This is a genomic window from Arthrobacter sp. BF1 (genome assembly GCF_056680215.1).
In genome coordinates, this window is sequence record NZ_CM155271.1 from 2044215 (window position 1) to 2070744 (window position 26530).

The 26530-nt window shown below is 65.0% G+C and carries 18 protein-coding genes and 1 pseudogene; 13 read left to right on the top strand and 6 right to left on the bottom strand.

The window, feature by feature from the left end; all coding sequences use genetic code 11:
* The first annotated feature begins 150 nt into the window (after positions 1-150).
* Positions 151-1629 carry a 30S ribosomal protein S1 gene (rpsA, locus tag AC1MCD_RS09595; RefSeq protein ID WP_164199925.1) on the top strand — a complete coding sequence of 493 codons (1479 nt, stop codon included), beginning with the start codon at positions 151-153 and terminating at the stop codon, positions 1627-1629.
* 119 nt (positions 1630-1748) lie between these two features.
* Here rpsA and AC1MCD_RS09600 read toward each other — a convergent pair whose 3' ends face one another.
* Together AC1MCD_RS09600 and AC1MCD_RS09605 are read right to left on the bottom strand one after the other, a co-directional pair.
* Positions 1749-2261 (bottom strand): GNAT family N-acetyltransferase, encoded by a 513-nt coding sequence (locus tag AC1MCD_RS09600; RefSeq protein ID WP_498677977.1) that lies wholly within the window; start codon positions 2259-2261, stop codon positions 1749-1751.
* Positions 2245-2934: an IMPACT family protein gene (locus tag AC1MCD_RS09605; protein WP_498677979.1), complete on the bottom strand. Its 690-nt coding sequence runs from the start codon at positions 2932-2934 to the stop codon at positions 2245-2247. Before AC1MCD_RS09605 ends, AC1MCD_RS09600 begins: the two co-directional genes overlap by 17 nt.
* Before the next feature lie 79 nt (positions 2935-3013).
* On the opposite strand from AC1MCD_RS09605, the gene coaE reads away from it, so the two are divergent.
* The 4 genes from coaE to AC1MCD_RS09625 all read left to right on the top strand — a co-directional run bounded on the left by coaE (position 3014) and on the right by AC1MCD_RS09625 (position 9144).
* Positions 3014-4243, top strand: a complete 1230-nt coding sequence (gene coaE / locus AC1MCD_RS09610; protein WP_498677981.1) for a dephospho-CoA kinase — start codon at positions 3014-3016, stop codon at positions 4241-4243.
* A gap of 65 nt (positions 4244-4308) precedes the next feature.
* Positions 4309-6408, top strand: coding sequence for an excinuclease ABC subunit UvrB (gene uvrB / locus AC1MCD_RS09615; RefSeq protein WP_498677983.1), 2100 nt, complete (start codon positions 4309-4311; stop codon positions 6406-6408).
* 167 nt (positions 6409-6575) lie between these two features.
* Complete coding sequence (locus tag AC1MCD_RS09620; RefSeq protein ID WP_498677985.1) at positions 6576-7604, top strand: TerC family protein; 1029 nt, start codon at positions 6576-6578, stop codon at positions 7602-7604.
* 109 nt (positions 7605-7713) lie between these two features.
* A complete protein-coding gene (locus AC1MCD_RS09625; RefSeq protein ID WP_498677986.1) occupies positions 7714-9144 on the top strand; it encodes an MFS transporter in 1431 nt (476 codons plus the stop codon).
* A 20-nt stretch (positions 9145-9164) separates the two neighbouring features.
* Here the strand turns inward: AC1MCD_RS09625 and AC1MCD_RS09630 are convergent, their stop codons facing one another.
* From AC1MCD_RS09630 to AC1MCD_RS09645, 4 genes are all read right to left on the bottom strand, one after another.
* A complete protein-coding gene (locus AC1MCD_RS09630) occupies positions 9165-10475 on the bottom strand; it encodes an alpha/beta fold hydrolase (protein WP_498678266.1) in 1311 nt (436 codons plus the stop codon).
* A 79-nt stretch (positions 10476-10554) separates the two neighbouring features.
* Positions 10555-11055: a GNAT family N-acetyltransferase gene (locus AC1MCD_RS09635; protein ID WP_498677988.1), complete on the bottom strand. Its 501-nt coding sequence runs from the start codon at positions 11053-11055 to the stop codon at positions 10555-10557.
* A gap of 47 nt (positions 11056-11102) precedes the next feature.
* The gene (locus tag AC1MCD_RS09640) at positions 11103-12491 is read right to left on the bottom strand and encodes a CoA transferase (protein ID WP_498677990.1); all 1389 of its coding nucleotides are present in this window, start codon (positions 12489-12491) and stop codon (positions 11103-11105) included.
* 12 nt (positions 12492-12503) lie between these two features.
* A complete protein-coding gene (locus AC1MCD_RS09645; RefSeq protein WP_498677991.1) occupies positions 12504-15050 on the bottom strand; it encodes a DEAD/DEAH box helicase in 2547 nt (848 codons plus the stop codon).
* 97 nt (positions 15051-15147) lie between these two features.
* On the opposite strand from AC1MCD_RS09645, the gene AC1MCD_RS09650 reads away from it, so the two are divergent.
* The 8 genes and pseudogenes from AC1MCD_RS09650 to uvrC all read left to right on the top strand — a co-directional run bounded on the left by AC1MCD_RS09650 (position 15148) and on the right by uvrC (position 26483).
* The gene (locus AC1MCD_RS09650; protein ID WP_498677993.1) at positions 15148-15933 is read left to right on the top strand and encodes a trans-aconitate 2-methyltransferase; all 786 of its coding nucleotides are present in this window, start codon (positions 15148-15150) and stop codon (positions 15931-15933) included.
* Positions 15934-16116: 183 nt separating this feature from the next.
* The gene (locus tag AC1MCD_RS09655) at positions 16117-17865 is read left to right on the top strand and encodes an ABC transporter ATP-binding protein (RefSeq protein ID WP_498678268.1); all 1749 of its coding nucleotides are present in this window, start codon (positions 16117-16119) and stop codon (positions 17863-17865) included.
* Between the two features lie 86 nt (positions 17866-17951).
* Positions 17952-19660: pseudogene (locus AC1MCD_RS09660) on the top strand (ABC transporter ATP-binding protein).
* A complete protein-coding gene (locus AC1MCD_RS09665; protein WP_498677995.1) occupies positions 19657-20037 on the top strand; it encodes a GntR family transcriptional regulator in 381 nt (126 codons plus the stop codon). Before AC1MCD_RS09660 ends, AC1MCD_RS09665 begins: the two are co-directional and overlap by 4 nt.
* 46 nt (positions 20038-20083) lie before the next feature.
* Positions 20084-23011: an excinuclease ABC subunit UvrA gene (gene uvrA, locus AC1MCD_RS09670; RefSeq protein ID WP_498677997.1), complete on the top strand. Its 2928-nt coding sequence runs from the start codon at positions 20084-20086 to the stop codon at positions 23009-23011.
* A 77-nt stretch (positions 23012-23088) separates the two neighbouring features.
* A complete protein-coding gene (locus AC1MCD_RS09675; RefSeq protein WP_498677999.1) occupies positions 23089-23802 on the top strand; it encodes an HAD hydrolase-like protein in 714 nt (237 codons plus the stop codon).
* Entirely contained in the window at positions 23789-24457 is a 669-nt protein-coding gene (locus tag AC1MCD_RS09680; protein ID WP_190989014.1) for a lysophospholipid acyltransferase family protein, read from the top strand. The genes AC1MCD_RS09675 and AC1MCD_RS09680 overlap by 14 nt, the downstream gene beginning before the upstream one ends.
* A gap of 19 nt (positions 24458-24476) precedes the next feature.
* A complete protein-coding gene (gene uvrC / locus AC1MCD_RS09685; protein ID WP_498678001.1) occupies positions 24477-26483 on the top strand; it encodes an excinuclease ABC subunit UvrC in 2007 nt (668 codons plus the stop codon).
* Positions 26484-26530 lie beyond the last annotated feature (47 nt).

Consider the following 26530-nt stretch of genomic DNA (forward strand, 5'->3'; position numbering starts at 1 on the left):
GGCGCGTACTACGTGCACGTTTTCTAGAATCCAAAAATCAGGATAACCCGGCGGATCCCCGTGATCCGCCGCCAACTGCGCCTGCGTTCCATGACGCGGATGCAGCGGTTCGCCTGAACAACTAACTATCCACAACGGAGCCCCTACTACATGACCATCACCTCCACCGAGAAGCCCGGTACCCCCGTAGTCGCGATTAACGACATCGGTACCGCTGAGGACTTCCTCGCAGCAGTCGACGCAACGATTAAGTACTTCAACGACGGAGACCTCGTCGAAGGTACCGTCGTCAAGGTCGACCGCGATGAAGTTCTGCTCGACATCGGTTACAAGACCGAAGGTGTCATCCCCTCCCGTGAGCTGTCCATCAAGCACGACGTTGATCCCGGAGACGTCGTCTCCGTTGGCGATCAGGTCGAAGCCCTGGTGCTCACCAAGGAAGACAAAGAAGGCCGCCTGATCCTCTCCAAGAAGCGTGCTCAGTACGAGCGCGCCTGGGGCGACATCGAGAAGGTCAAGGAAGAAGACGGTGTTGTCACCGGTACCGTCATCGAGGTTGTCAAGGGTGGTCTTATCCTCGACATCGGTCTGCGCGGCTTCCTGCCCGCATCCCTCGTCGAGATGCGCCGTGTGCGCGACCTGGCTCCGTACATCGGCCAGCAGATCGAAGCCAAGATCATCGAGCTGGACAAGAACCGCAACAACGTTGTGCTGTCCCGCCGTGCCTGGCTCGAGCAGACCCAGTCCGAGGTCCGCTCCACGTTCCTCAACAAGCTGGAAAAGGGCCAGGTCCGTCCCGGCGTCGTCTCCTCCATCGTCAACTTCGGTGCGTTCGTGGACCTGGGCGGCGTAGACGGCCTCGTTCACGTTTCCGAGCTGTCCTGGAAGCACATCGACCACCCGTCCGAGGTTGTCGAAGTTGGCCAGGAAGTCACCGTCGAGGTTCTCGAGGTGGACCTGGACCGCGAGCGCGTCTCCCTGTCGCTCAAGGCTACGCAGGAAGATCCGTGGCAGACCTTCGCCCGCACCCACGCCCTCGGGCAGGTTGTTCCGGGTAAGGTCACCAAGCTGGTTCCGTTCGGTGCGTTCGTTCGCGTCGAAGACGGCATCGAAGGCCTCGTGCACATCTCCGAGCTGGCTGTCCGCCACGTTGAACTGGCCGAGCAGGTTGTCTCCGTTGGCGACGAACTGTTCGTCAAGGTCATCGACATCGACCTGGAACGCCGCCGCATCTCGCTGTCCCTCAAGCAGGCCAACGAGGGCGTCGACGCCGAGTCCACCGAATTCGATCCGGCTCTCTACGGCATGGCCGCTGAGTACGACGAAGAGGGCAACTACAAGTACCCGGAGGGCTTCGATCCGGAGTCCAACGAGTGGCTTGAAGGCTACGAGAACCAGCGCGCCGCCTGGGAGCAGCAGTACGCTGACGCCCAGACCAAGTGGGAAGCGCACAAGAAGCAGGTTGCCCAGCACGCTGCCGACGACGCTGCAGCTGCAACGTCCGGTGACAGTGATTCCGGCACCACCAGCTACTCCTCGGAGCCGGCTGCAGAGTCCAACGCCGGTGCAGGCACGCTTGCATCCGACGAGGCTCTCGCCGCTCTGCGCGAAAAGCTGACCGGCAACTAATTGCCACCAGCCCGGGTTTCCCGGGCCGACACCACGGGCCCCTGCGAAAGCAGGGGCCCGTGGTGCTTAACGCCCCATCCGGTTGGCAGCAGGCGCTGCCAACGTGCGTTTCAGTGCGTCTACGGCAAGTCGGGTGAAAGTACGACGACGGCACTCACCCCGCCGCCGCCGTCGTCAGTCAGCACCGCGCCCGCCGCGGTGAGCAGACCTCGGGCGCCGGCGTTGCCGGCCGTCGTGTGGGCCACGACGCGCCGCAGGCCCGCCCGCCGGGCCTCTGCCAGGACCAGTTGCAGCGCGGCGGCGCCGACGCCCCGGCCCCTGTACCTTCGTCCGAGCCAAATACCAGTCTCTGCGGTGCCGTAGTCCGCCGCCCGCTTCAGACGGATAGAACCCGCGGGGATTCCGTCGAACAACACAGCCCAGCTCTTCTCGCCCGCCGGCCCGTCCAGGCCTGCCGACGCCGCCCGGTGGTAGGCAACGAACCACTCGGTCCGGTTCGTGTTCCACCCGGCCCCGTCGCCCAGCGGCGGCGTGACCTCGTCCGGTGCAGCGTCCTGCTGCGCCAAGGCCACAAGCAGCTCCAGCATGCGTTCGTTGACGTCGGCCAGCCTTACCTCAGGGGAGTGGGACATCGATCCACTCCGTCCCGCCTGGCAGCAGTTCCGCCGCCCCGGCGGTAAGGGACAAGACACGCTCAGTGGCCGCGGCAATCTCTGCGGGTTCGTCGGTGACGGCCACGCGCAGGACAGTGTCCAGGGCGCCGTAACTGGTGTCCGCCATGACAAATTTTGCAGCCCGCAGATCGTTCTCTAGCCGGCCCGCGGCGGAATGCGGAACTGTAGCCGCGCAGATCCGGAGCCTGCGGCGCAGGACAAGCGGCGCGCGTTCGATGGCCGTGGACACCGACTCAGAATAGGCGCGCACCAGCCCGCCGGCCCCCAACAGGACGCCGCCGAAATAGCGCACGACGACGGCGCTGACGTCGCTGAGGTCCGCAACTCCCGGTGTGGTCTCCCGCTTGAGGATTGCGTCGAGCATGGGGATCCCGGCCGTGCCGGACGGTTCGCCATCGTCATTGGACCGCTGGAGGCCGCGGTCCGGGCCCAGGACAAAGGCCGAGCAGTGGTGGCGGGCATCGTGGAATTCGCGTCGCAACCCCGCCACGAGGTCCCTGGCAGCGTCCTCGTTGTCGGCGCGGCGCAGCACGGTAATGAATCTGGAGCGTTTGATTTCGATCTCGTGCCGGAAGTCAGGTCCTGCTGCAAGGGTGGTGTAGGAGGTCGCCCGGCTTTCTTGCTCTTGCACCGCCCCAGTCTAGGCGCCACCGCCCATAGGGTGGGCGCAGGCACGAAGGCACGCAGGGGCAGTTGGGTAGGCTGAGGGCGTGCTGAAGATCGGTTTGACGGGCGGCATCGCCTCAGGGAAGTCAGTGGTGGCCTCGCGCCTGGCGGGGCTGGGTGCTGTGCTGGTGGATGCTGACGCCCTGGCCCGGGACGTGGTTGAGCCCGGTACGCCTGGACTGGCCCGGGTGGTGGAGGCTTTCGGGACGGACATGCTCGACGGCGGGGGCAGGCTTGATCGCGCCAGGCTGGGTGCTGTGGTCTTTGGCAACCCCGCCCAGCTGGCCGTACTCAATGGCATCGTCCATCCGCTGGTCCGCCAGGCAGCGGCCGGCATTATTGCCGCAGCTCCGGCCGGTGCCGTTGTGGTCCAGGACATCCCGCTGCTGGTGGAGACGGGGCAGGGCCGCACCTTCCATCTGGTGCTGGTAGTGGACGCGCCCGATGACGTTCGAATTGCCCGCATGCTCGAACACCGGGGGATGACCCGGGACGAGGCGTTGTCACGCATGGCGGCCCAGGCCACGCGTGCCGACCGGCTGGCTGCCGCGGACGTGGTGCTGGACAATTCCGGTTCCCTGGAAGCGCTGCTGGCGGACGTGGACAAGCTCTGGGCCGAACGGCTGGTTCCGTTCGCGGACAATGTCCGGCGCGGTGTCAGGGCGGCGAGGGCAGGCTCAGCCGTCTTGTCAGCCCCGCAGGCGGATTGGGTGGCCCAGGCGGCGCGGCTCGGCGCCCGGATCATGGCCGCAGCACCGGATGCCATTCTGTCCGTGGACCATATTGGCTCCACCGCGGTGCCGGGCCTGGCAGCCAAAGACGTGATCGATCTCCAAGCCACGGTGGCAGGCCTCGACGTCGCGGACAGGATTGCGCCGTTGCTCTCGGCTGCCGGGTTCCCGGCCGTTCAGGGGGCCAATTTCGACACCCCGAAGCCGGCCGCGCCGGAACGGGCGGACTGGGAGAAACGATTCCACGCCAATGCGGACCCCGGCCGCGCCGTGAACGTGCACGTCAGGCCGGCCGGATCGTCCGGGTGGCGCTACGCGCTGCTGTTCCGCGACTGGCTCAGGAGCGACCCCGAAGCCGCCGCGTTGTATGCGGAGCATAAACGCTCTCTGACCGAACAGTTTGCCGACGCCAAAGGCACCCACGCCTACGCTGAGGCGAAGGAGCCGTGGTTCACGGAGGTAGCCTGGCCGCGCATGGACGCGTGGGCTGCGCATACAGGCTGGCAGCCGCCGTCGTACATCTCTGAAAGTCCCCGCCCCTGAAGCGGATTGTTCGCCTGTAACGGATCCCGGGCCTGGCTGTCGGTCCCCGGTTGTAGATTAGATGCATGAGCCTTGCGCAGGAGATCAACCGTTTTGTGGCCCCGTTTGAGGTCATCAGTGAATTCCAGCCTGCGGGGGACCAGCCCGCCGCCATCACCGAACTGACGGAGCGCATCAAGAACGGCGAAAAGGATGTTGTCCTGCTCGGCGCTACCGGTACAGGCAAAAGCGCCACCACCGCCTGGCTCATCGAACAGGTCCAGCGGCCCACCCTGGTGATGGTGCAGAACAAGACCCTCGCGGCGCAGCTCGCCAACGAATTCCGGGAACTCCTGCCCAACAATGCGGTCGAGTACTTCGTCTCCTACTACGACTACTACCAGCCCGAGGCGTACGTAGCGCAGACGGACACCTTCATCGAGAAGGACTCCTCCATTAACGAGGAAGTCGAACGGCTCCGGCACTCCGCCACCAATGCCCTGCTGACCCGGCGCGACGTCATCGTGGTCGCCACCGTGTCCTGTATCTACGGCCTGGGCACCCCGGAAGAGTACATCGCGGGAATGGTCACGCTCCGCAAGGGTGCCGAGATGAACCGCGACGACCTGCTCCGGAAATTCGTGTCCATGCAGTACGCGCGCAACGACATGGACTTCCACCGCGGCACGTTCCGGGTCCGCGGGGACACCGTGGAAATCATTCCGATGTACGAGGAACTGGCCATCCGGATCGAATTCTTCGGCGATGAGATCGAGAACATCCATACCCTTCATCCGTTGACCGGGGAAGTGATCCGGGACGAAGAGGAGATGTACGTCTTCCCGGCCTCGCATTATGTTGCCGGGCCCGAGCGGATGGCCCGCGCCATCAAGCGCATCGAGGACGAACTCGCCGAACGGCTCCAGGAACTGGAAAGCCAGAACAAGCTCGTGGAGGCCCAGCGGCTCCGCATGCGCACCACCTATGACCTTGAAATGATGCAGCAGATGGGCTTCTGCAATGGCATCGAAAACTACTCGTCGCACATCGACGGGCGCGCCCGCGGCACAGCTCCGCACTGCCTCATCGATTACTTCCCGGACGACTTCCTGCTGGTCATCGATGAATCCCACGTGACTGTGCCGCAGATCGGCGCCATGTACGAAGGGGACATGTCCCGTAAACGGAACCTGGTGGACTTCGGCTTCCGCCTGCCCTCGGCGATGGACAACCGCCCCCTCAAGTGGGATGAATTCCTCGACCGCGTCGGCCAGACCGTCTACCTGTCGGCCACCCCGGGCAAGTATGAGCTCGGCAAGGCCGACGGTTTCGTGCAGCAGATCATCCGGCCCACCGGTTTGATCGACCCCGAGGTGGTGGTCAAGCCCACCAAGGGCCAGATCGATGACCTCCTCGGTGAGATCAAGACTCGGACGGCGAAGAACGAACGCGTGCTGGTCACCACCCTCACCAAGCGGATGGCGGAGGATCTGACCGATTATCTGCTGGGCCACGGCATCAAGGTGGAATACCTGCACTCTGACGTGGACACCCTGCGGCGCGTGGAGCTGCTCCGTGAGCTCCGGATGGGTGTCTTCGACGTCCTGGTGGGCATCAACCTGCTCCGTGAAGGCCTCGACTTGCCGGAGGTCTCGCTGGTGAGCATTCTGGACGCGGACAAGGAAGGCTTCCTGCGCTCCTCCACGTCCCTGATCCAGACCATCGGCCGCGCCGCCCGAAACGTGTCCGGACAAGTCCACATGTACGCGGACCGCATCACCGATTCCATGGCCCACGCCATCGATGAGACCAACAGGCGCCGTGCTATCCAGGTTGCTTACAACACCGAAAGAGGCATCGATCCGCAGCCGTTGCGGAAGAAGATTGCTGACATTACGGATCAGCTGGCCAAGGAAGACGCGGACACCCAGGAGCTGTTGAACAACAACCGCCTGGCCAAGGGCGCTAAGCGTGGGAAGTCCGCAGCGAAGGGCGCAGCGCAGGTCCGCAAGGACGGTTTGGCCGCGGCCCCGGCCGAAGACCTCGTTGGCCTGATCGAACAGCTGACTGAACAAATGCACGGCGCTGCCGCCGAACTGCAGTTCGAGGTTGCCGCGAGGATCCGCGATGAAGTCAGTGATCTGAAGAAGGAACTCCGCCAGATGCAGGCGGCCGGCCACGCGTAGCTGCGGTACAGTTAACGTCACGTAGGGGAGTATCCCAAGTGCTACGATCGTCAACACGCCAGGCATAGTTGCCTCGCCGGGCGTAGCGGGTCGCCAACTCAGCACCAAGTGCACAGGCCGGCCGGAGAGACTTACACCATTTCTCTGTGCCCTGCGAAAGGCTACTCGTGCTCGATTTACCCGTATGGTTTGAGGTCGGCTCTTTTGTTGTCCTCGGCCTGATTATTCTCCTGGACCTTCTGCTCGTTGTCCGGCGCCCCCACGAACCGTCCATGAAGGAAGCCGGCCTGTGGGTGGCCTTTTACGTCAGCCTGGCCCTGGTGTTTGCCGGCGCCATGTTCGCCTTCACCGGCGCTGAACACGGCGGGCAGTTCGTTGCCGGCTGGGTCACCGAATACAGCCTCAGCATCGACAACCTGTTTGTCTTCATCATCATCATGGCCAGGTTCTCCGTACCCCGGAAATACCAGCAGGAAGTCCTGATGGTGGGCATCATCATCGCCCTGATCCTGCGCGGCATCTTCATCCTCCTCGGCGCCATCGTGATCGAGCAGTTCAGCTGGGTCTTCTACATCTTTGGCGCGTTCCTGCTCTGGACCGCGTGGAAGCAGGCCCAGGACGAAGGCGAGGACGAGGAGGACAAGGAAAACCCCCTCATCGCCCAGATCCGCAAAGTCATCCCCATGTCGGAGAAGTTCGACGAAGGCAAACTGCGCACCACCGTGGACGGCAAGAAGGTCTTCACCCCCATGCTGGTGGTGTTCGTCACCATCGGCCTGACCGACCTACTTTTCGCCGTTGACTCCATTCCCGCGATCTTCGGCCTCACACAGAGCCCGTTCATCGTGTTCACAGCGAACCTGTTCGCCCTGATGGGCCTGCGCCAGCTGTACTTCCTGCTCGGTGGCCTGATGAACCGCCTCATCTACCTGAAGCATGCACTGTCCTTCATCCTGGCGTTCATCGGTGTGAAACTGGTCCTGCACGCGATGCACGTGAACGAACTGCCGTTCATCAACGGTGGCAACCACATCGAGTGGGCTCCGGAGATCCCCACCTTTGTCTCCCTGGCCGTTATTGTCGGCACCATCATCGTTGCCGTCATCGCCAGCCTCATGAGCTCCAAGGCAGAGTCGACCCCCCTGGACCCCCGCCTCGAGGAAGACGCCAGGAAGAGCCTCAGCGACGCCGAGTAGGCCCTTCCGCCCAACCCCGCATGTCACAGGAGTCCCGGCCGCCCAGCGGCCGGGACTGCCGGCGTTATTCCCCCTGCAGGACCGGACCGGTGAGGACTATGCTCGGACCATGGCCCGCATCCTCATGACGGAAAGGGGAGTGCGCCAGGTGCAGCGGCGCACCGTGGTGCTCCTCAGCGCGGCCCAGGTGTTCGGCGGCATCGGAACCGGCGCAACCGTTTCCATTGGTTCAATCCTTGCCGTGGAGCTCTCGGGATCCAGCGTATGGGCGGGGGCAGTGGCCACCGTCATGACCTTGGGGGCCGCCCTGGTCGCGCTGCCATTGGCTTCCCTGGCGGACCGCCGCGGCCGACGGATAGGCCAGGTCTGGGGACTCTCCGCGGCCCTCGCGGGCACAGTGCTGATCGTGTGGGCCATCGTCTCCGGCGTCTTTGGCCTGCTGGTGCTGGGGGCGGTGGGCATCGGCGTTGGGACAGCTGCCAGCCTGCAGGCCCGGTTTGCTGCCGTGGACCTCGCGGACGCTGAACACCGCGGCAGGGCGCTGTCCGCCGTCGTGTGGGCAGTGACCGTGGGCGCCGTAGCCGGCCCCAACCTGATCCAGCCCGGCACCTTGGTGGGGCAGGCTCTTGGCCTGCCGCCCGTCGCCGGGCCCTTTGTGATCTCAGCGGCCGGACTCCTGCTGGCCATCGTGCTGCTGTCCGCCGGCCTCAGGCCCGATCCGCTGCTGTTCGCCCGCGAACTCGCCGGCCGGGAATTTGCCGCTCGGGAACTCGCCGGCCGGGATCTTGCCGGCAGGGACCGCGCCGGACAGGAATCTGCAGGCCAGGAATCCAGCCATGGCTCCGCGAATCAGGCAGGCCCCGCTCCGCGCAGCGCGACGAGCGGCTCACTGGTGCGCGGGCTGCGGGCCGTCCGCCAGTCCCGGCAGGCACGCGTGGCCTTGGCCGCAGTCGTCGGTGCCCACATGGTGATGGTGGGTGTGATGTCCATGACCCCACTGCATCTGCAGGAACTCGTGGCCGGGCCCGCTGCAACCCACGCCGGTCATGCCGCCTCCGGGGACGTGCTGGTGATCATCGGCTTCACCAACTCCCTGCACATCGCCGGCATGTTCGCCTTGTCGCCGGTCATGGGCTGGCTCACCGACAAGGCAGGCAGGCCGGAGACGATCATCATCGGCTTCGCCACCTTGGTCATCGCCGTGATGATCGCCGGCTTTGGCCAGTCGTCCACGGTCGCCGTAGCCGTGGGACTTGTGCTGCTGGGCATGGGCTGGTCGGCCGCCACCATTGCCGGGTCCACATTACTGGCTGAGAGCGTCGGCGCGGATTCCCGCGTGGTGGTCCAGGGACTGTCCGACATGCTGATGGGCGCCGCCGGAGCGGTGGGCGGGGCCACGTCCGGCCTGATCCTCAGCTGGGCGGGCTATCTGGGGCTGAACCTGGCAGGCGCGCTGGTCGGATCAGCTGTACTGACAGCCACCGCGGTGGCCGTGGTGGCACGGCGGCGTGGCTCAGCCCCGGGTCCGGTTGGCAGCTGAGCGGCCGCCGCTGCCGGGGCTCAGCCGCCACCCGGAACGCCGGTTCCGTTGCCGGCCGAGCGCACCATCCCCAGGAGGCGGCTGAAGATGGCCTCGCCGTCGTCGGAGATGCCGTCGTGGTGGAACTCCGCCGTCTCCCAGACCTGGAGGCCGCGCACGGCGGCAGCGGTTTCCAGCGACAGATCGCGGTCCACGTAGATGTCGTCGCGGTAGACCGCCGCGGCTGCCGGCACGCTGTTGGCGGCCAGGCGCGGGCGGTCATACAGCGGCTTCCAGTCAGGCTTGGCGGCGAGCAGTCGGGCCACCTCCTGCAGAGGTTTCAGCGCCGGGTCCTGCTCGAAGTACCACGGGTACACCATCTCGCCGGTCAGCAGCAGCGGCTCCGCGTCTGGTCGGAAATCCGGATACTCGCCCAAAACACGCCAGGCGGCCCAATCGGTGGGCCCGCCCTGCCCATAGATGGACTCGTGCATCAGGGCATAGAGCGGATTGCCCAGGCGCGATACCAGTCCCTGCACCTGCTCCAGGAATGCATCGGACAGCCTGGGTCCGTCCGGTGTATCACTGAAGGCTCCCTCGAGGAGGTAGTGCAGGCCGTCGACGCGGGTGTTTCCGCCGAGGAAAGCGCCCACCATCTGGAAGCGTTCCACGGTCAGCCTGCCGCCGTCGGGAAGGAACTCTTCAGCGTGGCTCAGGTGGGCAGCGATCCGCTGTACCGTAGCCCGGTCTTCCGGATACCAGTCGAAGTATTCGGTGTTGCGCGCCGCGACGCGCGCAAAAGTGGCGCGGTAGACGTCATCGGCATGCCCGGACAGCGGCGCCAGGCCACCGGTGATAAGGGCTTCCTTGACGCCTTCCGATGCAAAGGAAAGGTAGGTGAGCGCGCAGAACCCCCCATAGCTTTGTCCGTAGATGCTCCAAGGCCCGGAACCGAGCGCCGCGCGGATGAGCTCCGCATCGGCCACGATGGAGTCTGCGCGGAAGTGCTCCAGATAGGCAGCCTGGGCCGCTGCCGTTCCCCGTACCGGCAGGGAGTTCCGGTCGATGGGTGAGGAAAGGCCGGTGCCGCGCTGGTCAAGCATGAGGATCCGGAAGTCCCGGGCGGCTGCCTTGCTCCAGCCGCCCAGCGAAGCCAGTCTGTTCCCGCGGCCGCCCGGACCGCCCTGGAGAAAGAGCAGCCAGGGAAGCTCTTCGGCCTCAGCGCTGGAGTGGTCCGAGGAGACGTACTCACGGGCAAAGACAGTGATGGTCTCCGGCCCGGCGCCGCGGTCACCCGTTGCCGGTGCGAAATGGTTCAGGGGCACGGTGAAGTAATGCTCGGCGGTGCGCATGCCCCGGAATTCGTGGCGGGCCTTGACCGTATGGCGGACCGGAGACGCCGTGCGTGTGATTCCGGCGGACGCGGCCTGATCAGGCACGTGCGGCTGCCGGAGCGTTGGTGCCAAAGCTCTCCAGTGCGTTGCCGGTCAGCCGGAACGTGGACCAGCCGTCCATGGGGTTGGCGCCCAGGCTCCGGTAGAAGTTGATGGACGGCTCGTTCCAGTCCAGGACGCTCCATTCCACCCGGGCGTAGCCGCTTTCGACGGCGGTGGCGGCCAGGTGCTTCAGGAGCGCCTTGCCGTGGCCCTCGCCGCGGGCGTGCGGGCTGACGTAGAGGTCCTCGAGGTAGATGCCGTGGACGCCTTCCCATGTGGAGTAGTTCAGGAACCAGAGCGCGAACCCCTGGACTTCGCCCCCGGCATTTTCAGCCATGGTGGCAAACACCCTGGGATTCGCGCCGAACAGGACTTCGGCCAGCATCTCCGGCGTGTTTCGGACTGCGTCGGGTTCCTTCTCGTAGATGGCCAGCTCATGGATCATCTGCAGGATGGCGGGGACGTCTTGCCGGGTGGCGGGGCGGATTACACTCATGGGTTGAGTTTACAAGGGGTCCGTTGAACCGGGTGCCGCCGGACTGCCTACTGCCACCGGAGCTGGGAGCTGCCGTACCGGACCGGGCTCGCCGCATATGCAAGCGGCACACCGTCCGCCAGAATGGGCGGCCCCACGAATCGCAGGCTCCCGTAAGGGCTCTCCATCACGCGAAAGTCCGGTCCGGCCAGGGTGCCACCAGAGGCGGGTACGTCCGGGAGCCGCAGCAATTCCTCAGCGGTTCGGGCCAAGGACAGCCGGGCCAAGCCGCCCTTTCCGCTTCTGAGCCGCTCGGCCAGCAACGCGAGGGCTGCTGCCGCCAGGCCGTACCCGGTGGCGTGGTCCAGTGCCTGCACCGGGAGTGCGCCGGGCATCCACCCGTTGACGGCGGCGTGGCCGCACCTTTCAGCGATCCCGCAGGCTGCCTGCACCAGGCTGTCGAAACCGCGCCGTCCGTCCCACGGGCCGCTGTCACCCCAGGCGCTGAGGGCGACCACCACAAGGCTGGGCCGGGCCTGCAACATCGACTCAGGCCCCAGCCCGAACCGTTCGAGTGCGCCGCCGCGGTATCCGGTCACCACCACGTCCGCAGCATCAACCAAGCCTCTCAGGGTCTCCAATGCGGCGGGGTTCCGGATGTCCGCCACTGCGCTGCGTTTGTCGAAGCCCGAGTCAATGAACGCATCGATCAGCTCGGGGAGATGCGGCGGGTCGATGCGCAGGACATCCGCGCCGAGGGCTCCCAGCAGGCGCGTGGCGGTAGGGCCGGCGATGACGCGGGTCAGGTCCAGCACCTTGAGGCCCGCCAACGGACGGAGGGCATACGGCGACGGCTTCCACAACGGCAGCGGGACGTCCTGCCAGGGCTGCCCGGACTCCCCGGACTGCTCGGGCGGCCGGGAGATGCGGATCCACGGCCCGGCACTGGCCGCCGCGTGCATCGGCGTCGCCAGCCATTCCCCGCGCCTGCGGACGGCAGCAGCCACGCCGTTGTTCGCCGTGATGGCTTCCTCCGCTTCGAGGGACGTCATGCGTAGCAGGGCATGATCCACGTCCGGTGGCGTGCCGGCGGAGAGCGCGGCCATGATCCGGGCCGCGTGGTGCGGATAGTTGGCATGCAGGCGGATCCAGCCGTCCGAGGTGGGGCGGAACCCCGACAGCGGAGCGAAACCTTCCGGTTTCCTGCCGCCGATCCGCAGGTGCCCCAGTGAATCGAAGGAAGCGGCCGTGGAACCCGCGGCCAGCGAATATCGTCCGGGAGCAGCCGTCAGGGCGTTCAGGGCTGTGGCGGCCGCCTGCACTGCGCCCAAGGCCAGGCCTTCAACATCCAGGGGGCCGTGCCACCACTGCCGTGGTCCGTCCCACTGTGCCGCAGGCTCGGGCCTCAGGGCGTCCAGAACCCGCAGGCTGGCGGTCAGGTCGGGGACTGTTTCCACGGCGCGGGCACCCTAAAGCCGGTTGACGTCGGCGACCTGGACCACGGCGGTTCCGGTCTCGTCCGATGCCGCCAGGTCCACCACGGCTGAGATGCCCCAGTCATGGTTGCGCGCCGGATCGTCGAAGATCTGCCGGACCTTCCAGAGCCCTGGTTCCTCGGTAATGATGAGCAGGCCGGGGCCGCGGGCGTCCGGCCCGGTGCCGATGTCATTGTGTTCGTCAAAGTAGTCGTCCAGGACGTCTTCCCACCGGTCGGCATCCCAGCCCGCGCCGGCGTCGAGCTCGCCCAGCGCGGCCGCGTCCTCATCGGCGAACAGTTCCACCCGGCGGAACATTTCGTTGCGGACCATCACTCGGAAGGCACGGATGTTGGACGTCAGCGACGGCGGCGGGGGAGGTGGAGCGTCGTGCGGCGTGGGTGCCGCGCCGGAGGTCAGCTCCTCCCATTCGTCAAGGAGGCTCGAGTCCACCTGCCGCACCAGTTCGCCCAGCCAGGCAATGAGGTCCTCAAGATCCTCCCGCAGCATGTCCTGCGGCACCGTCTGGCGTAGCGCCTTGAAGCAGTCCGCAAGGTAACGCAGCACGATGCCTTCGGAGCGGGCAAGGCCGTAGAACTGGACGAACTCGCCGAAGTTCATGGCACGTTCGTACATGTCCCGGACAACTGACTTGGGTGCCAGTTCAAAGTCGCCCACCCATGGGGCGGCCTTGCGGTAGACCTCGAACGCTTCGCCCAGCATTTCGGCGAGGGGCTGCGGGTATGTAACCTCCTCCAGCATCGCCATCCGCTGGTCGTACTCGATGCCGTCCGCCTTCATCGCCGCGATGGCTTCGCCCCGGGCCTTTTTCTGCTGGGCGGAGAGGATCTGCCGGGGCTTTTCCAGGGTCGCCTCGATCACGGATACCACGTCCAGGGCGTACGACGGCGAGTCCGGGTCAAGCAGTTCCAGTGCCGCCAGCGCAAACGGCGAGAGCGGCTGGTTCAGCGCAAAGTTGGCCTGCAGGTGGACGGTGAGCCGGACTGTCCTGCCGTCTGCGCCCTGTTCCGCCTCGGGAATGCGTTCCACCACCTCGGCAGCGAGGAGCTCGCGGTATATTCCCAGGGCACGTTTCATCAGCCTCAGCTGCGAGGACCGCGGCTCGTGGTTCTCGGTCAGCAGCCGGCGTGCCGCGGTGAACGGATCCCCTGGCCGTTCCATCAGGTTCATCAGCATTGAGTGCGTAACGCTGAAACTCGAACTCAGCAGATCGGGCACGGACTCGACAAGCCGCTTGAACGTTGGTTCGCCCCAGGACACAAACCCCTCGGGCGGCTTCTTCCTGACTACCTGGCGGAGCTTCTTCTGGTCATCGCCGAACTTGGCCGTGGCCTTGGCCATGGCTTTCACGTTCTCGGTCACATGCTCGGGTGCCTGCACCACCACCGTCCCGGCGGTGTCGTACCCGGCGCGCCCGGCCCTGCCGGCAATCTGGTGGAACTCCCGGGAGTTGAGCAGCCGGGTGCGTACGCCGTCGTACTTGCTCAGCGCGGTGAGCAGGACGGTACGGATGGGCACATTGATGCCCACCCCGAGGGTGTCTGTTCCACAGATCACCTTGAGCAGCCCGGCCTGGGCGAGCTGTTCGACCAACCGCCGGTACTTCGGCAGCATGCCGGCATGATGGACGCCGATGCCGTGCCGGACAAGCCGGTTGAGGGTTTTGCCGAACCCGGCGGCGAACCGGAAGTTCGCGATCAGCTCCGCGATCTTGTCTTTCTCCTCGCGCGTGCAGACGTTGATGCTCATCAGCGTCTGGGCGCGGTCAATGGCCTCGATCTGGCTGAAATGCACCACATACACCGGCACCTGTCGCGTGGAGAGCAGCTCCTCAAGCGTCTCGTGGACCGGAGTCTCGTGGTAGTAGTAATGCAGCGGAATGGGGCGCTCGGCCGAACTGACGGTGGTGGTGGGACGGCCCGTGAGTTCGGTGATTCCTTCCTCAAAACGGCTGACGTCACCCAGCGTGGCGGACATCAGGAGGAACTGGGCCTGGGGGAGCTCCAGCAGGGGGACCTGCCATGCCCAGCCGCGCTGCGGGTCGGAGTAGAAATGGAATTCATCCATGACCACCGAGCCGAGGTCCGCGCTCTCGCCTTCCCGCAGGGCGATGTTCGCGAGGATTTCCGCCGTGCAGCAGATAATGGGCGCGTCCTGGTTGACGCCTGAATCGCCGGTGATCATGCCGACGTTTTCGGCGCCGAAGATGTCACACAGGGCGAAGAACTTTTCGGAGACCAGGGCTTTGATCGGGGCCGTGTAGTAGCTGCGCTGCCCCCGTGCCATGGCCTGGAAATGCGCAGCGATGGCGACCAGCGATTTCCCCGACCCCGTGGGCGTAGCGAGAATGACGTTGGCGCCGGTGGCCAGCTCCATCACGGCCTCGTCCTGGGCCGCGTACAGCTCCAAGCCACGGCTTTCGGTCCACTCAAGGAACCGGGAGTAGAGCGCGTCCGGGTCGATGCCTGCGCCGGGGCGGTTCGAGGCGGACAGGACAGACAGCTGGTCAACGAGTTTCATTGATTTCCAGCTTAGTGCCCCGCAGGTGCCCGAAATCCGGGCCGGACGGGGTTAGGCTCGCGGGTAGTGACCGGCAGCACAGATCATGGAGACGAACGTGAAGTGGGATCCCCTGAAGTACGTCCAGTTCGGCGACTATCGCGACAGGCCGTTTTTTGACCTCACAGGACGGATCCATGCCGACCACCCCCGCGAGGTGGTGGACCTTGGCTGCGGTCCCGGCAACCTGACGGCCACCCTCGCCCAGCGGTGGCCGGACGCGCAAGTCGTAGGGCTCGATTCGTCAGCCGAGATGCTGGCCAAGGCTGCCATGCAGTCCGACGGGCAGCACGGCCTGACATTTGAACTGGCCGATATCGCCCACTGGATGCCCGCCGCCGAAACCGACGTAGTGGTTACCAATGCCGCGCTGCAGTGGGTGCCCGGCCACCAGGAAATGCTGGGACGTTGGCTGGCGGCGCTGAGGCCCGGGACCTGGTTTGGCATGCAGGTGCCCGGTAACTTCAACGCCCCGTCCCATGCGCTGATGCGGGAGCTGGCGGCCACGGCCCGCTGGCGGCCCCTGTTGAAGGACGTGCTCCGCGGCGGGGAATCGGTGGGGGAGCCGGCCGACTATCTCCGCATCATGCTGGACGCGGGCTGCACGGCGGACGCCTGGGAAACCACCTATCAGCAGGTCCTCCCCGGGACGGATCCCGTGCTTGAGTGGGTGCGCGGCACGGCGCTGCGGCCGGTGCTGTCGGTTCTGTCAGCCGAGGAGGGACAGGCTTTTGAAGCTGAATATGCTGAGGCGCTCCGGGTGGCTTACCCGGGGACACCCCACGGCACGGTTTTCCCCTTCCGACGGATCTTTGCCGTAGCGCAAAAGCGACTTACCGCCTAAACTCCATTCGATCGATGTTCTTTACAAGGTCCGTATAGTCATGTGACTAATAGTGGAATTCGACACCATGTGATGATGAAGAAGGGGATTCTGGGGGATGGTCATTCGCTGCAACCTCATGGGACTCCCGAGCGATCCAGCCTCCACACCACTTCAGGAGGTGCCGTGCTTTTCGCCTTACTGATGAGGTTGCTGGCGGCCCACAAGGGCCGGGTTGCCGCCATCATTGCCCTGCAGCTGGTTCAGACCGCGGGCATTCTGCTCCTGCCCACCATCAACGCCGCCATCATTGATGACGGCATCGTGGCCGGGAACACCCCCGAAATTTTCCGGCTGGGCGTCGACATGGCCGTCGTGGCGGCTGTCCAGGCGGGAGCCGCCGTGGCCGCGGGCTATCTCGGCGCCGTGGTGGCCATGACGCTCGGCCAGCAGTTGAGGGCCGAGGTCTTCACGAAAATCCAGTCGCTTTCTTCCCAGGAGGTGGCGGCCTTTGGCACCCAGAGCCTCGTCACCAGGGCAACCAACGACACCCAGCAGATCCAGTCGTTCGCGGTCCTGGTGTTTACCATGCTGGTGGCGGCGCCGGTCATGGCCGTGGGTGGCGTCTACCTTGCCTGGCAGCAGGACATTGTGCTTTCGAGCATTGTCATCATCATCATGCCCGCGCTCCTTCTCATCATGTATTTGATCGTCCGCCGCCTGGTGCCTCTCTACCGCGACGGCCAGGAGTTGCTGGACGGTACCGGGCAGATCCTGCGCGAGCAGATTATCGGTGCCAACGTCATCCGTTCCTTTGTCAGGCAAGGACATGAAACACGCCGTTTTGCCCGGGCAAACACCAGCCTGACGGGAAACAACCTCCAGTCGGCATTGCTCATCGCCGCAATGCTCCCGCTGATCATGATCGTGGTGAACCTGTCATCGGTGGCCGTGGTGTGGTTCGGCGGACAGCGGGTGTATTCGGGAGAAATGAACATCGGGGCCCTCACGGCCTTCATCGCCTACATCATGCAGATTCTCCTCGCCATCATGATGGCCATGTACGTGCTGACCACGGCCCCGCGTGCCGCGGCGTGCGCAGAGCGGCTCAACGCGGTGCTCAACACCCAGCCGTCCGTCCGGGACAGTGAGGCCGCCGCAGGCACCGGGCACGAAAAGGACGCGGCGGGCGGCGGGGGAGCCTTCGGCGGAGGCGGCATCACCTTCACGGATGTCCGTTTCGCCTATCCCGGTGCCGAAAGTCCGGTGCTGCAAAACATCAGTTTTACGGCAAGTCCCGGCAGCACCGTTGCCATCATCGGCTCCACCGGCAGCGGTAAATCAACTCTTCTTGGTTTGCTGCCCCGGTTTCTCGATACCACTGCCGGTACCATCACCGTCGCCAGCCGGAACATCCGCACAGTGCCGTTGGACGTCCTCCGCCGGGCGATGGCTGTGGTCCCGCAACGGTCCTATCTGTTCACCGGGACCATTGCCCACAATCTGCGGATCGCCGACCCGTCGGCCAGCGACAGTCAGTTATGGGAGGCGCTGGAAACGGCCCAGGCCGCAGGGTTCGTCCGCGAGCTGCCCCTCGGGATGGCCACTGAAGTCGGCCAAGGTGGAACAAACCTCTCCGGCGGCCAGCGCCAACGTATCTGCATCGCGCGCGCCCTGGTGCGGCGGGCGCCGATCTACCTTTTTGATGACAGCTTTTCCGCGCTCGATTTCGGCACGGAGAACCGGCTCCGGGACGCCCTCGCGGACACACTCACCGACGCCGTCGTGATCGTGGTGGCGGAACGGATTTCCACCGTCGCGGGCGCGGACCGGATACTGGTGCTCGACGACGGCCGGCTGGTGGCGCAGGGTACCCACCTTGAATTGTTGGAGACTTCCAGAACCTACCGGGAAATCGCGGAGTCCCAATTGGCCTTGGAGAGCCTGCCGTGACCGAGCCGCTCCCGGAAGGAGTTCGCAAAACGTTCTGGCCGGCGACGCGCCGACTGCTCGGCCTGCTGCGCCCGTTCAGATGGCGGATGCTTGGTGCCGTGGCAGCCACATGCTGTTTTGCCGGCCTGAACGTGGCCGCACCGAATTACCTCGGTGACGCCACGGATATCGTGGTGGACGGGGTTTACAGCGGCGTGTTCGAGCATGACCGGCTGGGACGTTTGCTGGCGGTCGTCGCTTTTATGTATGTCGGGGCTTCACTTTTCAACTGGATCCAGGGAAAGCTGACCGCGGGCTCGGTCCAGGGCCTGATGTACAGCCTGCGGGCATCCGTGGAGGAAAAGCTGCACCGGCTTCCCTCCACCTACTTTCAGGAGAAGTCCCGCGGCGACGTCCTGAGCCGGGTCACCAACGACATCGACAACATTTGCAATCCTTGAGCCAGGTCCTGACTCAACTGATCATCTCTGTTCTGATGCTGTCCGGCGCCTTGGCCATGATGCTCTGGATATCCCCGCTCCTGGCTCTGATTGCCCTCGTCTCCGTGCCGGTGTCCACCCTGATAACGGTCCTGGTGGCCCGTAAATCCCAAGCACATTTCGCGAGCCAGTGGACCGAAACCGGCGCCCTGAATGCGCACGTGGAGGAATTCATTACCGGACATGAGGTCATTATGGCCTTCGGACACCAGGACCAGGCAGCGGCGGTCTTCCGGGCGAGCAACGGTCGCCTGGCGCGGGCTTCCGCCCTTGCCGAGTATTCCTCGGGGCTTGTCCAGCCCCTGATGATCCTGATCTCCAACCTGACGTACATTGCGGTCGCAGTGGTGGGCGCCTTCCAGGTCACCCTCGGCGCCATGACTATCGGCGGAATCCTGGCGTTTATCCAGTTCAGTCGGTTGTTCACGCAGCCCGTGAGCCAGATCGGCGGAATGCTGAACGTCATCCAGTCCTGCGCGGCTTCGGCGCACCGCGTCTTCGAACTCCTTGATGCCGAGGAAATTCCTGCGGAGCCCGAAACAGCCGGCCAACGTGCCAGGCTGGGCGGACGGATCGTTTTCGACCACATCACCTTCGGCTACGCGCAGGAACCCGTTATCCGGGACCTTTCGTTCACGGTGGAGCCTGGCCAGACCGTGGCGATCGTCGGGCACACCGGGGCAGGCAAGACCACTATTGTGAATCTCCTCATGCGGTTCTACGAACCTGACGCCGGCCGGATCACCATCGGTGGAACCGACATTGCCGCCATCCCCCGGGATACCCTGCGCGAGGGTTTCGGGGTAGTGCTCCAGGATGCGTGGCTGTTTGCCGGCACCATCAAGGAGAACATCGAGTACGGCCGGCCCGGGGCAACGGACGCTGAGGTGACCGCGGCCGCGGAGGCCAGCCACCTGGACCACTTTGTGCGGTCGATGCCGGCCGGCTACGACTCCATCCTGGACAGCGGCGGAGAGCCGCTGAGCCACGGGCAACGCCAGCTCATCGCGATAGCCCGGGCACAACTCGCGGACCGGGGGGTGCTAATCCTCGATGAGGCCACCAGTTCAGTCGATTCGCGGATTGAGGTCCTGATTCGCCAGGCCATGCAGAGATTGCGGCGGGGCAAAACAAGTTTCGTCATAGCTCACCGTTTGTCTACGGTCCGGGACGCTGATCTAATTTTGGTCATGGATCACGGACGCATCGCAGAGCAGGGTACCCACCAGAACCTGCTGGCTGCCAACGGCCACTACTCACGGCTCTACAAGGCCCAGTTCGCCGGCCGGGCAGGAACACTGGAGGCAGGACGGTGACTGCCGTGGCTGCGTTCCCCGGGACCTGGAAGCCCAACCAGGCCAGCACTGTGGCACTCTTTGAGCAGCTGCGGCTGCAGGTGATCCGCCTCGCGGACAGCGGTGACCTGCCGCCCGGGACCAAGCTCCCGGCGGTCCGTGCACTGGCAGAGCTGCTTGACGTGGCCCCGCACACTGTGGCACGCGCCTACAAAGAGCTCGAGGCGGCCGGAGTGGTGTCCACCAAGGGCCGGAACGGCACCGTCGTCAGCGCGCGTGATGAGCGGGCGGACGCGCTCTCCGCCGCCGCCGGCACCTATGCGTCGATGGCGAGGGCCCAGGGGGCCACGTTTGCGGAGGCCGTCAAGCTGCTGGCGGCCGCCTACGACGCCCACTGAACCACCCGCATGGATATTCGAAGAAGTTTTCGATTAGCATTAGTGGGTGCCTAAAGCCGTAGCTGAAGAATCAGCAGTCCAGTCAGTGCCCGTCACCATTGCCCGGGGCGCAGCCACGCCTGCCCGTCCTGACCTTTCCCGCCTTGTCGTCAAGGGGGCGCGGGAGCATAACCTGCGGAACGTGGACCTGGACCTGCCCCGCGACGCCATGATCGTTTTCACCGGGCTGTCCGGATCCGGGAAATCATCCCTGGCATTCGACACGATCTTTGCCGAGGGTCAGCGGCGCTACGTGGAGTCGCTGTCGGCCTACGCCCGCCAGTTCCTGGGCCAGGTGGATAAACCGGACGTCGACTTCATCGAGGGACTCTCTCCGGCCGTATCCATCGACCAGAAGTCCACCAGCAAGAACCCCCGCTCCACGGTGGGTACCATCACCGAAATTTACGATTACATGCGCTTGCTGTGGGCGCGCGTCGGACGGCCGCACTGCCCCGTCTGTGGCGAGGTCGTCGCCAGGCAGACGCCGCAGCAGATTGTGGACCAGCTGCTCGAGCTTGAAGATGGCACCCGGTTCCAGATCCTGGCGCCGGTAGTCAGGGGACGCAAGGGCGAATTCGTCGACCTCTTCAAGGAACTGACCGCCAAGGGCTACTCCCGGGCCCGCGTGGACGGTGAGCTCGTCCAGCTCAGTGATCCGCCGAAACTCGGGAAGCAGTTCAAGCACACCATTGAAGTGGTTGTTGACCGGTTGGTGGTCAAGGAGGGCATCAGCCAGCGCCTCACCGATTCGGTCGAGACGGCACTGGGCCTCGCCGAGGGCCGCGTGCTGGCGGAGTTCGTGGACGTGGATGCGGACGCCCCGGAGAGGCTTCGTGCGTTTTCGGAGAACCTTGCGTGCCCCAACGAACATCCCCTGGCAATCGACGAAATCGAGCCGCGCTCGTTCTCCTTTAACAATCCGTTCGGGGCCTGCGCGGCCTGCAGTGGCATCGGCACGCGGCTGGAGGTGGATGAAGAACTGATCGTCCCCAACCCGGAACTGTCGCTGGCTGAAGGCGCCATCGCGCCCTGGTCGCTGGGAACGGCAACCACTGAGTATTGGAACCGCCTGCTGGAAGGGCTTGCCAAGGAACTGGGCTTCTCCATGGTCACGCCGTGGGAGAAGCTGGGCAAGGACGTCCGCCAGACCGTCCTGCACGGCAAGGACCATAAGGTGGTGGTGCAGTACAAGAACCGGTTCGGACGTGAACGGAAGTACAGCACCGGCTTCGAAGGTGCCATCCAGTATGTCCACCGGAAGCACGGTGAAACGGATTCGGACTGGGCACGTGACCGCTACGAAGAGTACATGCGGCAGATCCCCTGCCCGGCCTGCAACGGCGCCAGGTTGAACCCCGCATCCCTGTCCGTGCTGATCAATGGCAAGTCCATTGCCGACGTCGCCGCCATGCCCATGCGGGCGTGCGCAGACTTCCTGAACAACCTGGTCCTCACCGGCCGGGAAGCCCAGATCGCCCATCAGGTACTTAAGGAAATCCAGGCCCGGCTGACCTTCCTGCTCGATGTCGGACTCGAATACCTCAACCTCGAGCGGCCCTCCGCCACTCTGTCCGGCGGCGAAGCCCAGCGCATCCGCCTCGCCACGCAGATCGGCTCCGGCCTGGTGGGCGTGCTTTACGTCCTCGATGAGCCGTCCATCGGCCTCCACCAGCGGGACAACCGCCGGCTCATCGAAACCCTGACCCGGCTGCGGGACATGGGGAACACCCTCATTGTGGTGGAACACGACGAAGACACCATCCATGTGGCTGACTGGATCGTGGACATCGGTCCCGGCGCGGGCGAACACGGCGGCCAGGTGGTGCATTCGGGTTCCTACAAAGATCTTCTCGAGAACACCAATTCCCTTACCGGCGACTACCTGTCCGGCCGCAAGAAAATCGAAATTCCCAAAAAGCGGCGCAAATACGACAAGAAGCGAGAGCTCAAGGTTGTCGGCGCGCGGGAAAACAACCTGGTGAACGTTGACGCGGCGTTCCCGCTGGGGCTCTTTACGGCGGTAACCGGCGTCAGCGGCTCCGGCAAGTCCACCCTGGTCAACGAAATCCTCTACAAGGTGCTGGCCAACAAGCTCAACGGCGCCAAGCAGGTTGCCGGACGCCACAAGAGCATCCAGGGCCTGGAGCACCTGGACAAGGTGGTCCACGTGGACCAGAGCCCGATCGGTCGCACCCCCCGGTCCAACCCGGCAACGTACACCGGTGTGTTTGATAACATCCGCAAGCTCTTCGCGGAGACCACCGAGGCGAAGGTCCGGGGTTACCTGCCGGGCCGGTTCTCATTCAACGTCAAGGGCGGTCGCTGCGAAGCGTGCTCAGGTGATGGCACGCTCAAGATCGAGATGAACTTCCTGCCGGACGTTTATGTGCCGTGCGAGGTGTGCCACGGTGCCCGGTATAACCGGGAAACGCTGGAGGTCCACTACAAGGGCAAAACCATCGCGGATGTCCTGAACATGCCCATCGAGGAGGGAGCGGAGTTCTTTGCGGCCTTCTCGCCCATCGCCCGGCACCTGAACACCCTGGTGGACGTTGGCCTGGGTTACGTCCGGCTGGGACAGCCTGCCACCACGCTGTCAGGCGGCGAGGCCCAGCGTGTCAAGCTGGCCGCGGAGCTGCAGAAGCGCTCCAACGGCCGCAGCGTCTACGTCCTCGACGAACCCACCACGGGCCTGCACTTCGAGGACATCCGGAAGCTCCTCATGGTGTTGCAGGGCCTTGTGGACAAGGGGAACACCGTCATCACCATCGAGCACAACCTGGACGTCATCAAGAGTGCGGACTGGATCGTGGACCTTGGCCCGGACGGCGGCTCAGGCGGCGGCCAGGTGGTCGCCACCGGCACTCCTGAACAGGTGGCGAAATCGACCACGAGCCACACGGCGTCGTTCCTCGCTGACATTTTGGCCTAAGGGCCCGTCGGCGAGGAAGTATGCCGTGTCGGGAATGCGAGTTTCTGCCATCCGCGGTGTCGTGAGAAACTAAGCCGGTGACTCAAACAACAGTGCCCGTGATCTTTGACCTGGACGGCACTCTTGTCGATCCGGCAGGCGGAATAACCGACGGCATCGCAGCGGCCCTGGTGGCCTCCGGCCTCCCGGTTCCTGACCCGGACCTGCTGGCCGCGATGATCGGCCCTAAACTCAGCGACTCGCTTCTCACTGTTGCCATGGTGCCGGCGGACCAGCTGGATGGCGTCATCCGCCTGTACCGGCAGCACTACCTGGCGACGGGCATCGCGCAGAGCCGCCTGTACCCCGGGGTCAAGGCCGTGCTGGAGGGATTCGCGGAAGCGGGCAGGCCCGTGGCCGTCGCAACCCAGAAGCCCGAAGGGCTGGCGCAGATTGTGCTGCAACACCACGGCATCGCCAACCTGTTCCAGACGATCAGGGGATCCGCGGACGACGAGACCTCAACAGAGGGTCCGGTTGGCAAAGCTGACATCATCGCTGCCGCCCTCGCTGACTTGTCCACCCACCACGCCGTGATGGTGGGGGACCGGGCTCAAGATGTTGCCGGCGCCATCGCGAACGGGCTCGACTGCATCGGAGTGGGCTGGGGCTTCGCCCCCGCCGGCGAACTGGAGGTGGCCGGCGCCGTCACGGTAGTAGAAAACACTGGTGACATGGTTGCTGCCATCGAGCGGCTCGAAGCCATCCACACTGCGGCGATGAGTGAGGTGCGCAACGATGGCGTTGTTTGAGGCAGTCCGCTGGACCTTTCGCGGGCTGGTCGCCGGCACCTGCCGGCCCACGGTCGTCGGCCTGGAAAATGTTCCCAAAGAGGGGCCCTTCATCGTGGCCCCCAACCACCTTTCCTTCTTTGACAGCGTCATTGTCCAGGCACTGATGCCTCGGCCGGTGGCCTTCTTCGCCAAAGCCGAGTACTTCACCACCGGTGGCGTGAAGGGGAAGGTCATGAAGTCCTTCTTCGAGTCCGTGGGCTCCATTCCCGTGGAGCGCGGCGAGCAGGCAGCAAGTGTCCAGGCGCTCAAAACCCTCATGGACATCCTGGAGGCGGGCAAGGGCATCGGCATCTACCCTGAAGGCACACGCTCGCGGGACGGCATTCTCTACCGCGGGCGCACCGGCGTGGGCTGGCTGGCACTGGCAACCGGAGCTCCGGTGATCCCGGTTGGACTGATCGGGACGGAGAACCTGCAGCCTGCCGGTGAGAAGGGTTTTAAGCCGCACCATTTCACTATGAAGGTGGGGGAACCGCTGTACTTCGACAAGACCGGCCCGGACCACTCACTGCCCGCACGCCGGCAGGTGACGGACCGGATCATGGACGCCATCGCCGAACTCAGCGGCCAGGAACGTTCCACCAGCTACAACCAGAGCAAGGCCACGGACTAAGGATCAGTAGACTGAAGTAGTGGCAGATCCAGTAACTTACAGGCCCCAGACGGGTGAAATTCCCACCAACCCGGGGGTGTATCGGTTCCGCGATCCCCATGGCCGGGTCATCTACGTCGGCAAGGCAAAGAACCTCCGCTCCCGCCTGAACTCCTATTTCGCGAACCCGGCAGGCCTGCTGCCGAAAACCCATGCAATGGTCTATGCGGCCAGCAGCGTGGAGTGGACCGTGGTGGGAAGCGAACTGGAGTCCCTGCAGCTCGAATACACCTGGATCAAGGAATTCAAGCCGCGGTTCAACGTGGTTTTCCGCGACGACAAAACCTATCCGTACCTGGCCCTGACCATGAGCGAGAAGCTCCCGAGGGTCCAGGTGATGCGGGGGGACCGGCGCAAGGGCACCCGGTACTTCGGCCCTTATACGGCCGGGGCCATCAGGGAAACCATGGACACGCTCCTGCGCGTCTTCCCCGTCCGAAGCTGCAGCGCCGGAGTGCTCAAGCGGGCCCAGGCCAGCGGCCGCCCCTGCCTCCTGGGTTATATCGACAAATGCTCCGCGCCCTGCGTCGGCCGCGTGACCCCGGAGGAACACCGCGCCCTGGCCGAGGACTTCTGTTCCTTCATGGGCGGCGAAGCCAAGCGCTTCATCTCAAAACTCGAAAAACAAATGGCCGAAGCAGTGTCCACTCTCGACTACGAGCGTGCGGCAAGGCTCCGGGACGACATCTCTGCCCTGCGGAAGGTCTTTGAACGCAACGCGGTAGTGCTTGCCGAAGACACCGATGCCGATGTCTTCGCCCTGCACGAGGACGAGCTCGAGGCCGCAGTGCAGGTCTTCCACGTTAGGGGCGGCCGGGTCCGCGGCCAACGGGGCTGGGTTGTGGAAAAGGTGGAGGACTCCACCACCCCCGACCTGGTGGAGCACCTGCTCCAGCAGGTCTACGGCGAGGACAGCGACAGTCACGGCAGGCTCCCGCGCGAAGTCCTTGTCCCCGTGGCGCCCAGCAACGCAGCCGAGCTGACCGAATGGCTGGGCGGCCTCCGTGGAGCCAAGGTGGACGTCAGGGTGCCGCAGCGCGGCGATAAGGCCGCGCTGATGTCCACCGTCCGCGAGAATGCCGAGCACGCCCTGAAACTGCACAAGACCCGGCGGGCCGGCGACCTGACAGTCCGTTCGCAGGCACTCCAGGAGTTGCAGGAAGCCCTGGACCTGCCCGTGCCGCTGCTGCGGATTGAGTGCTACGACGTCTCCCACGTCCAGGGCACCAACGTGGTGGCCTCCATGGTGGTGGTGGAAGACGGCCTTCCTAAAAAGTCCGACTACCGGAAGTTCTCTGTCACCGGAGCTGCGGCGGCAGACGACACCGCGGCGATGCACGATGTCCTGACCCGGCGGTTCCGCTACTACGTGCAGGACAAGGTGGCGCAGGTCGAAGCAGCGGCACTCACCGGCCACCAGGCGGCGCTGGATGCGGCGGCGGACGCCGCGGTCCTGGACACCACCACGGCGGCCCCGCGGGCAAAGTTCGCCTACCCGCCAAACCTGGTGGTGGTCGACGGCGGCCAGCCCCAGGTGAACGCGGCAGCCCGGGCGCTGGCGGAGCTCGGCATCGACGATGTGTACGTTGTGGGCCTCGCCAAGCGGCTGGAGGAAGTCTGGCTCCCGGACAGCGACTTCCCGGTGATCCTGCCGCGGACGTCCCAGGGGCTCTACTTGCTGCAGCGGATCCGTGACGAAGCACACCGCTTCGCCATCACCTTCCACCGGCAGAAGCGCGGCAAGGCCATGACCCTCTCGGCCCTGGATGGAGTGCCGGGCCTGGGGGAGTCCAAGCGCAAGGCCCTGGTGGCCCACTTCGGCTCCATCAAGGGCGTGAAGGCGGCCACCGCCGCTGAGCTCACGGCCGCTAAAGGCATCGGTCCGTCCCTGGCCAGCGCCATCGTGTCCCACTTCAATACCGAGGAAACTGCCGGCGAGACGGTTCCGGCCGTCAACATGACCACCGGCGAAATCATTGAAACCTAGGTAGGGTAAGAAACGCAGGTTTCCGCCGACGCGGTTGCTTGCTGGAT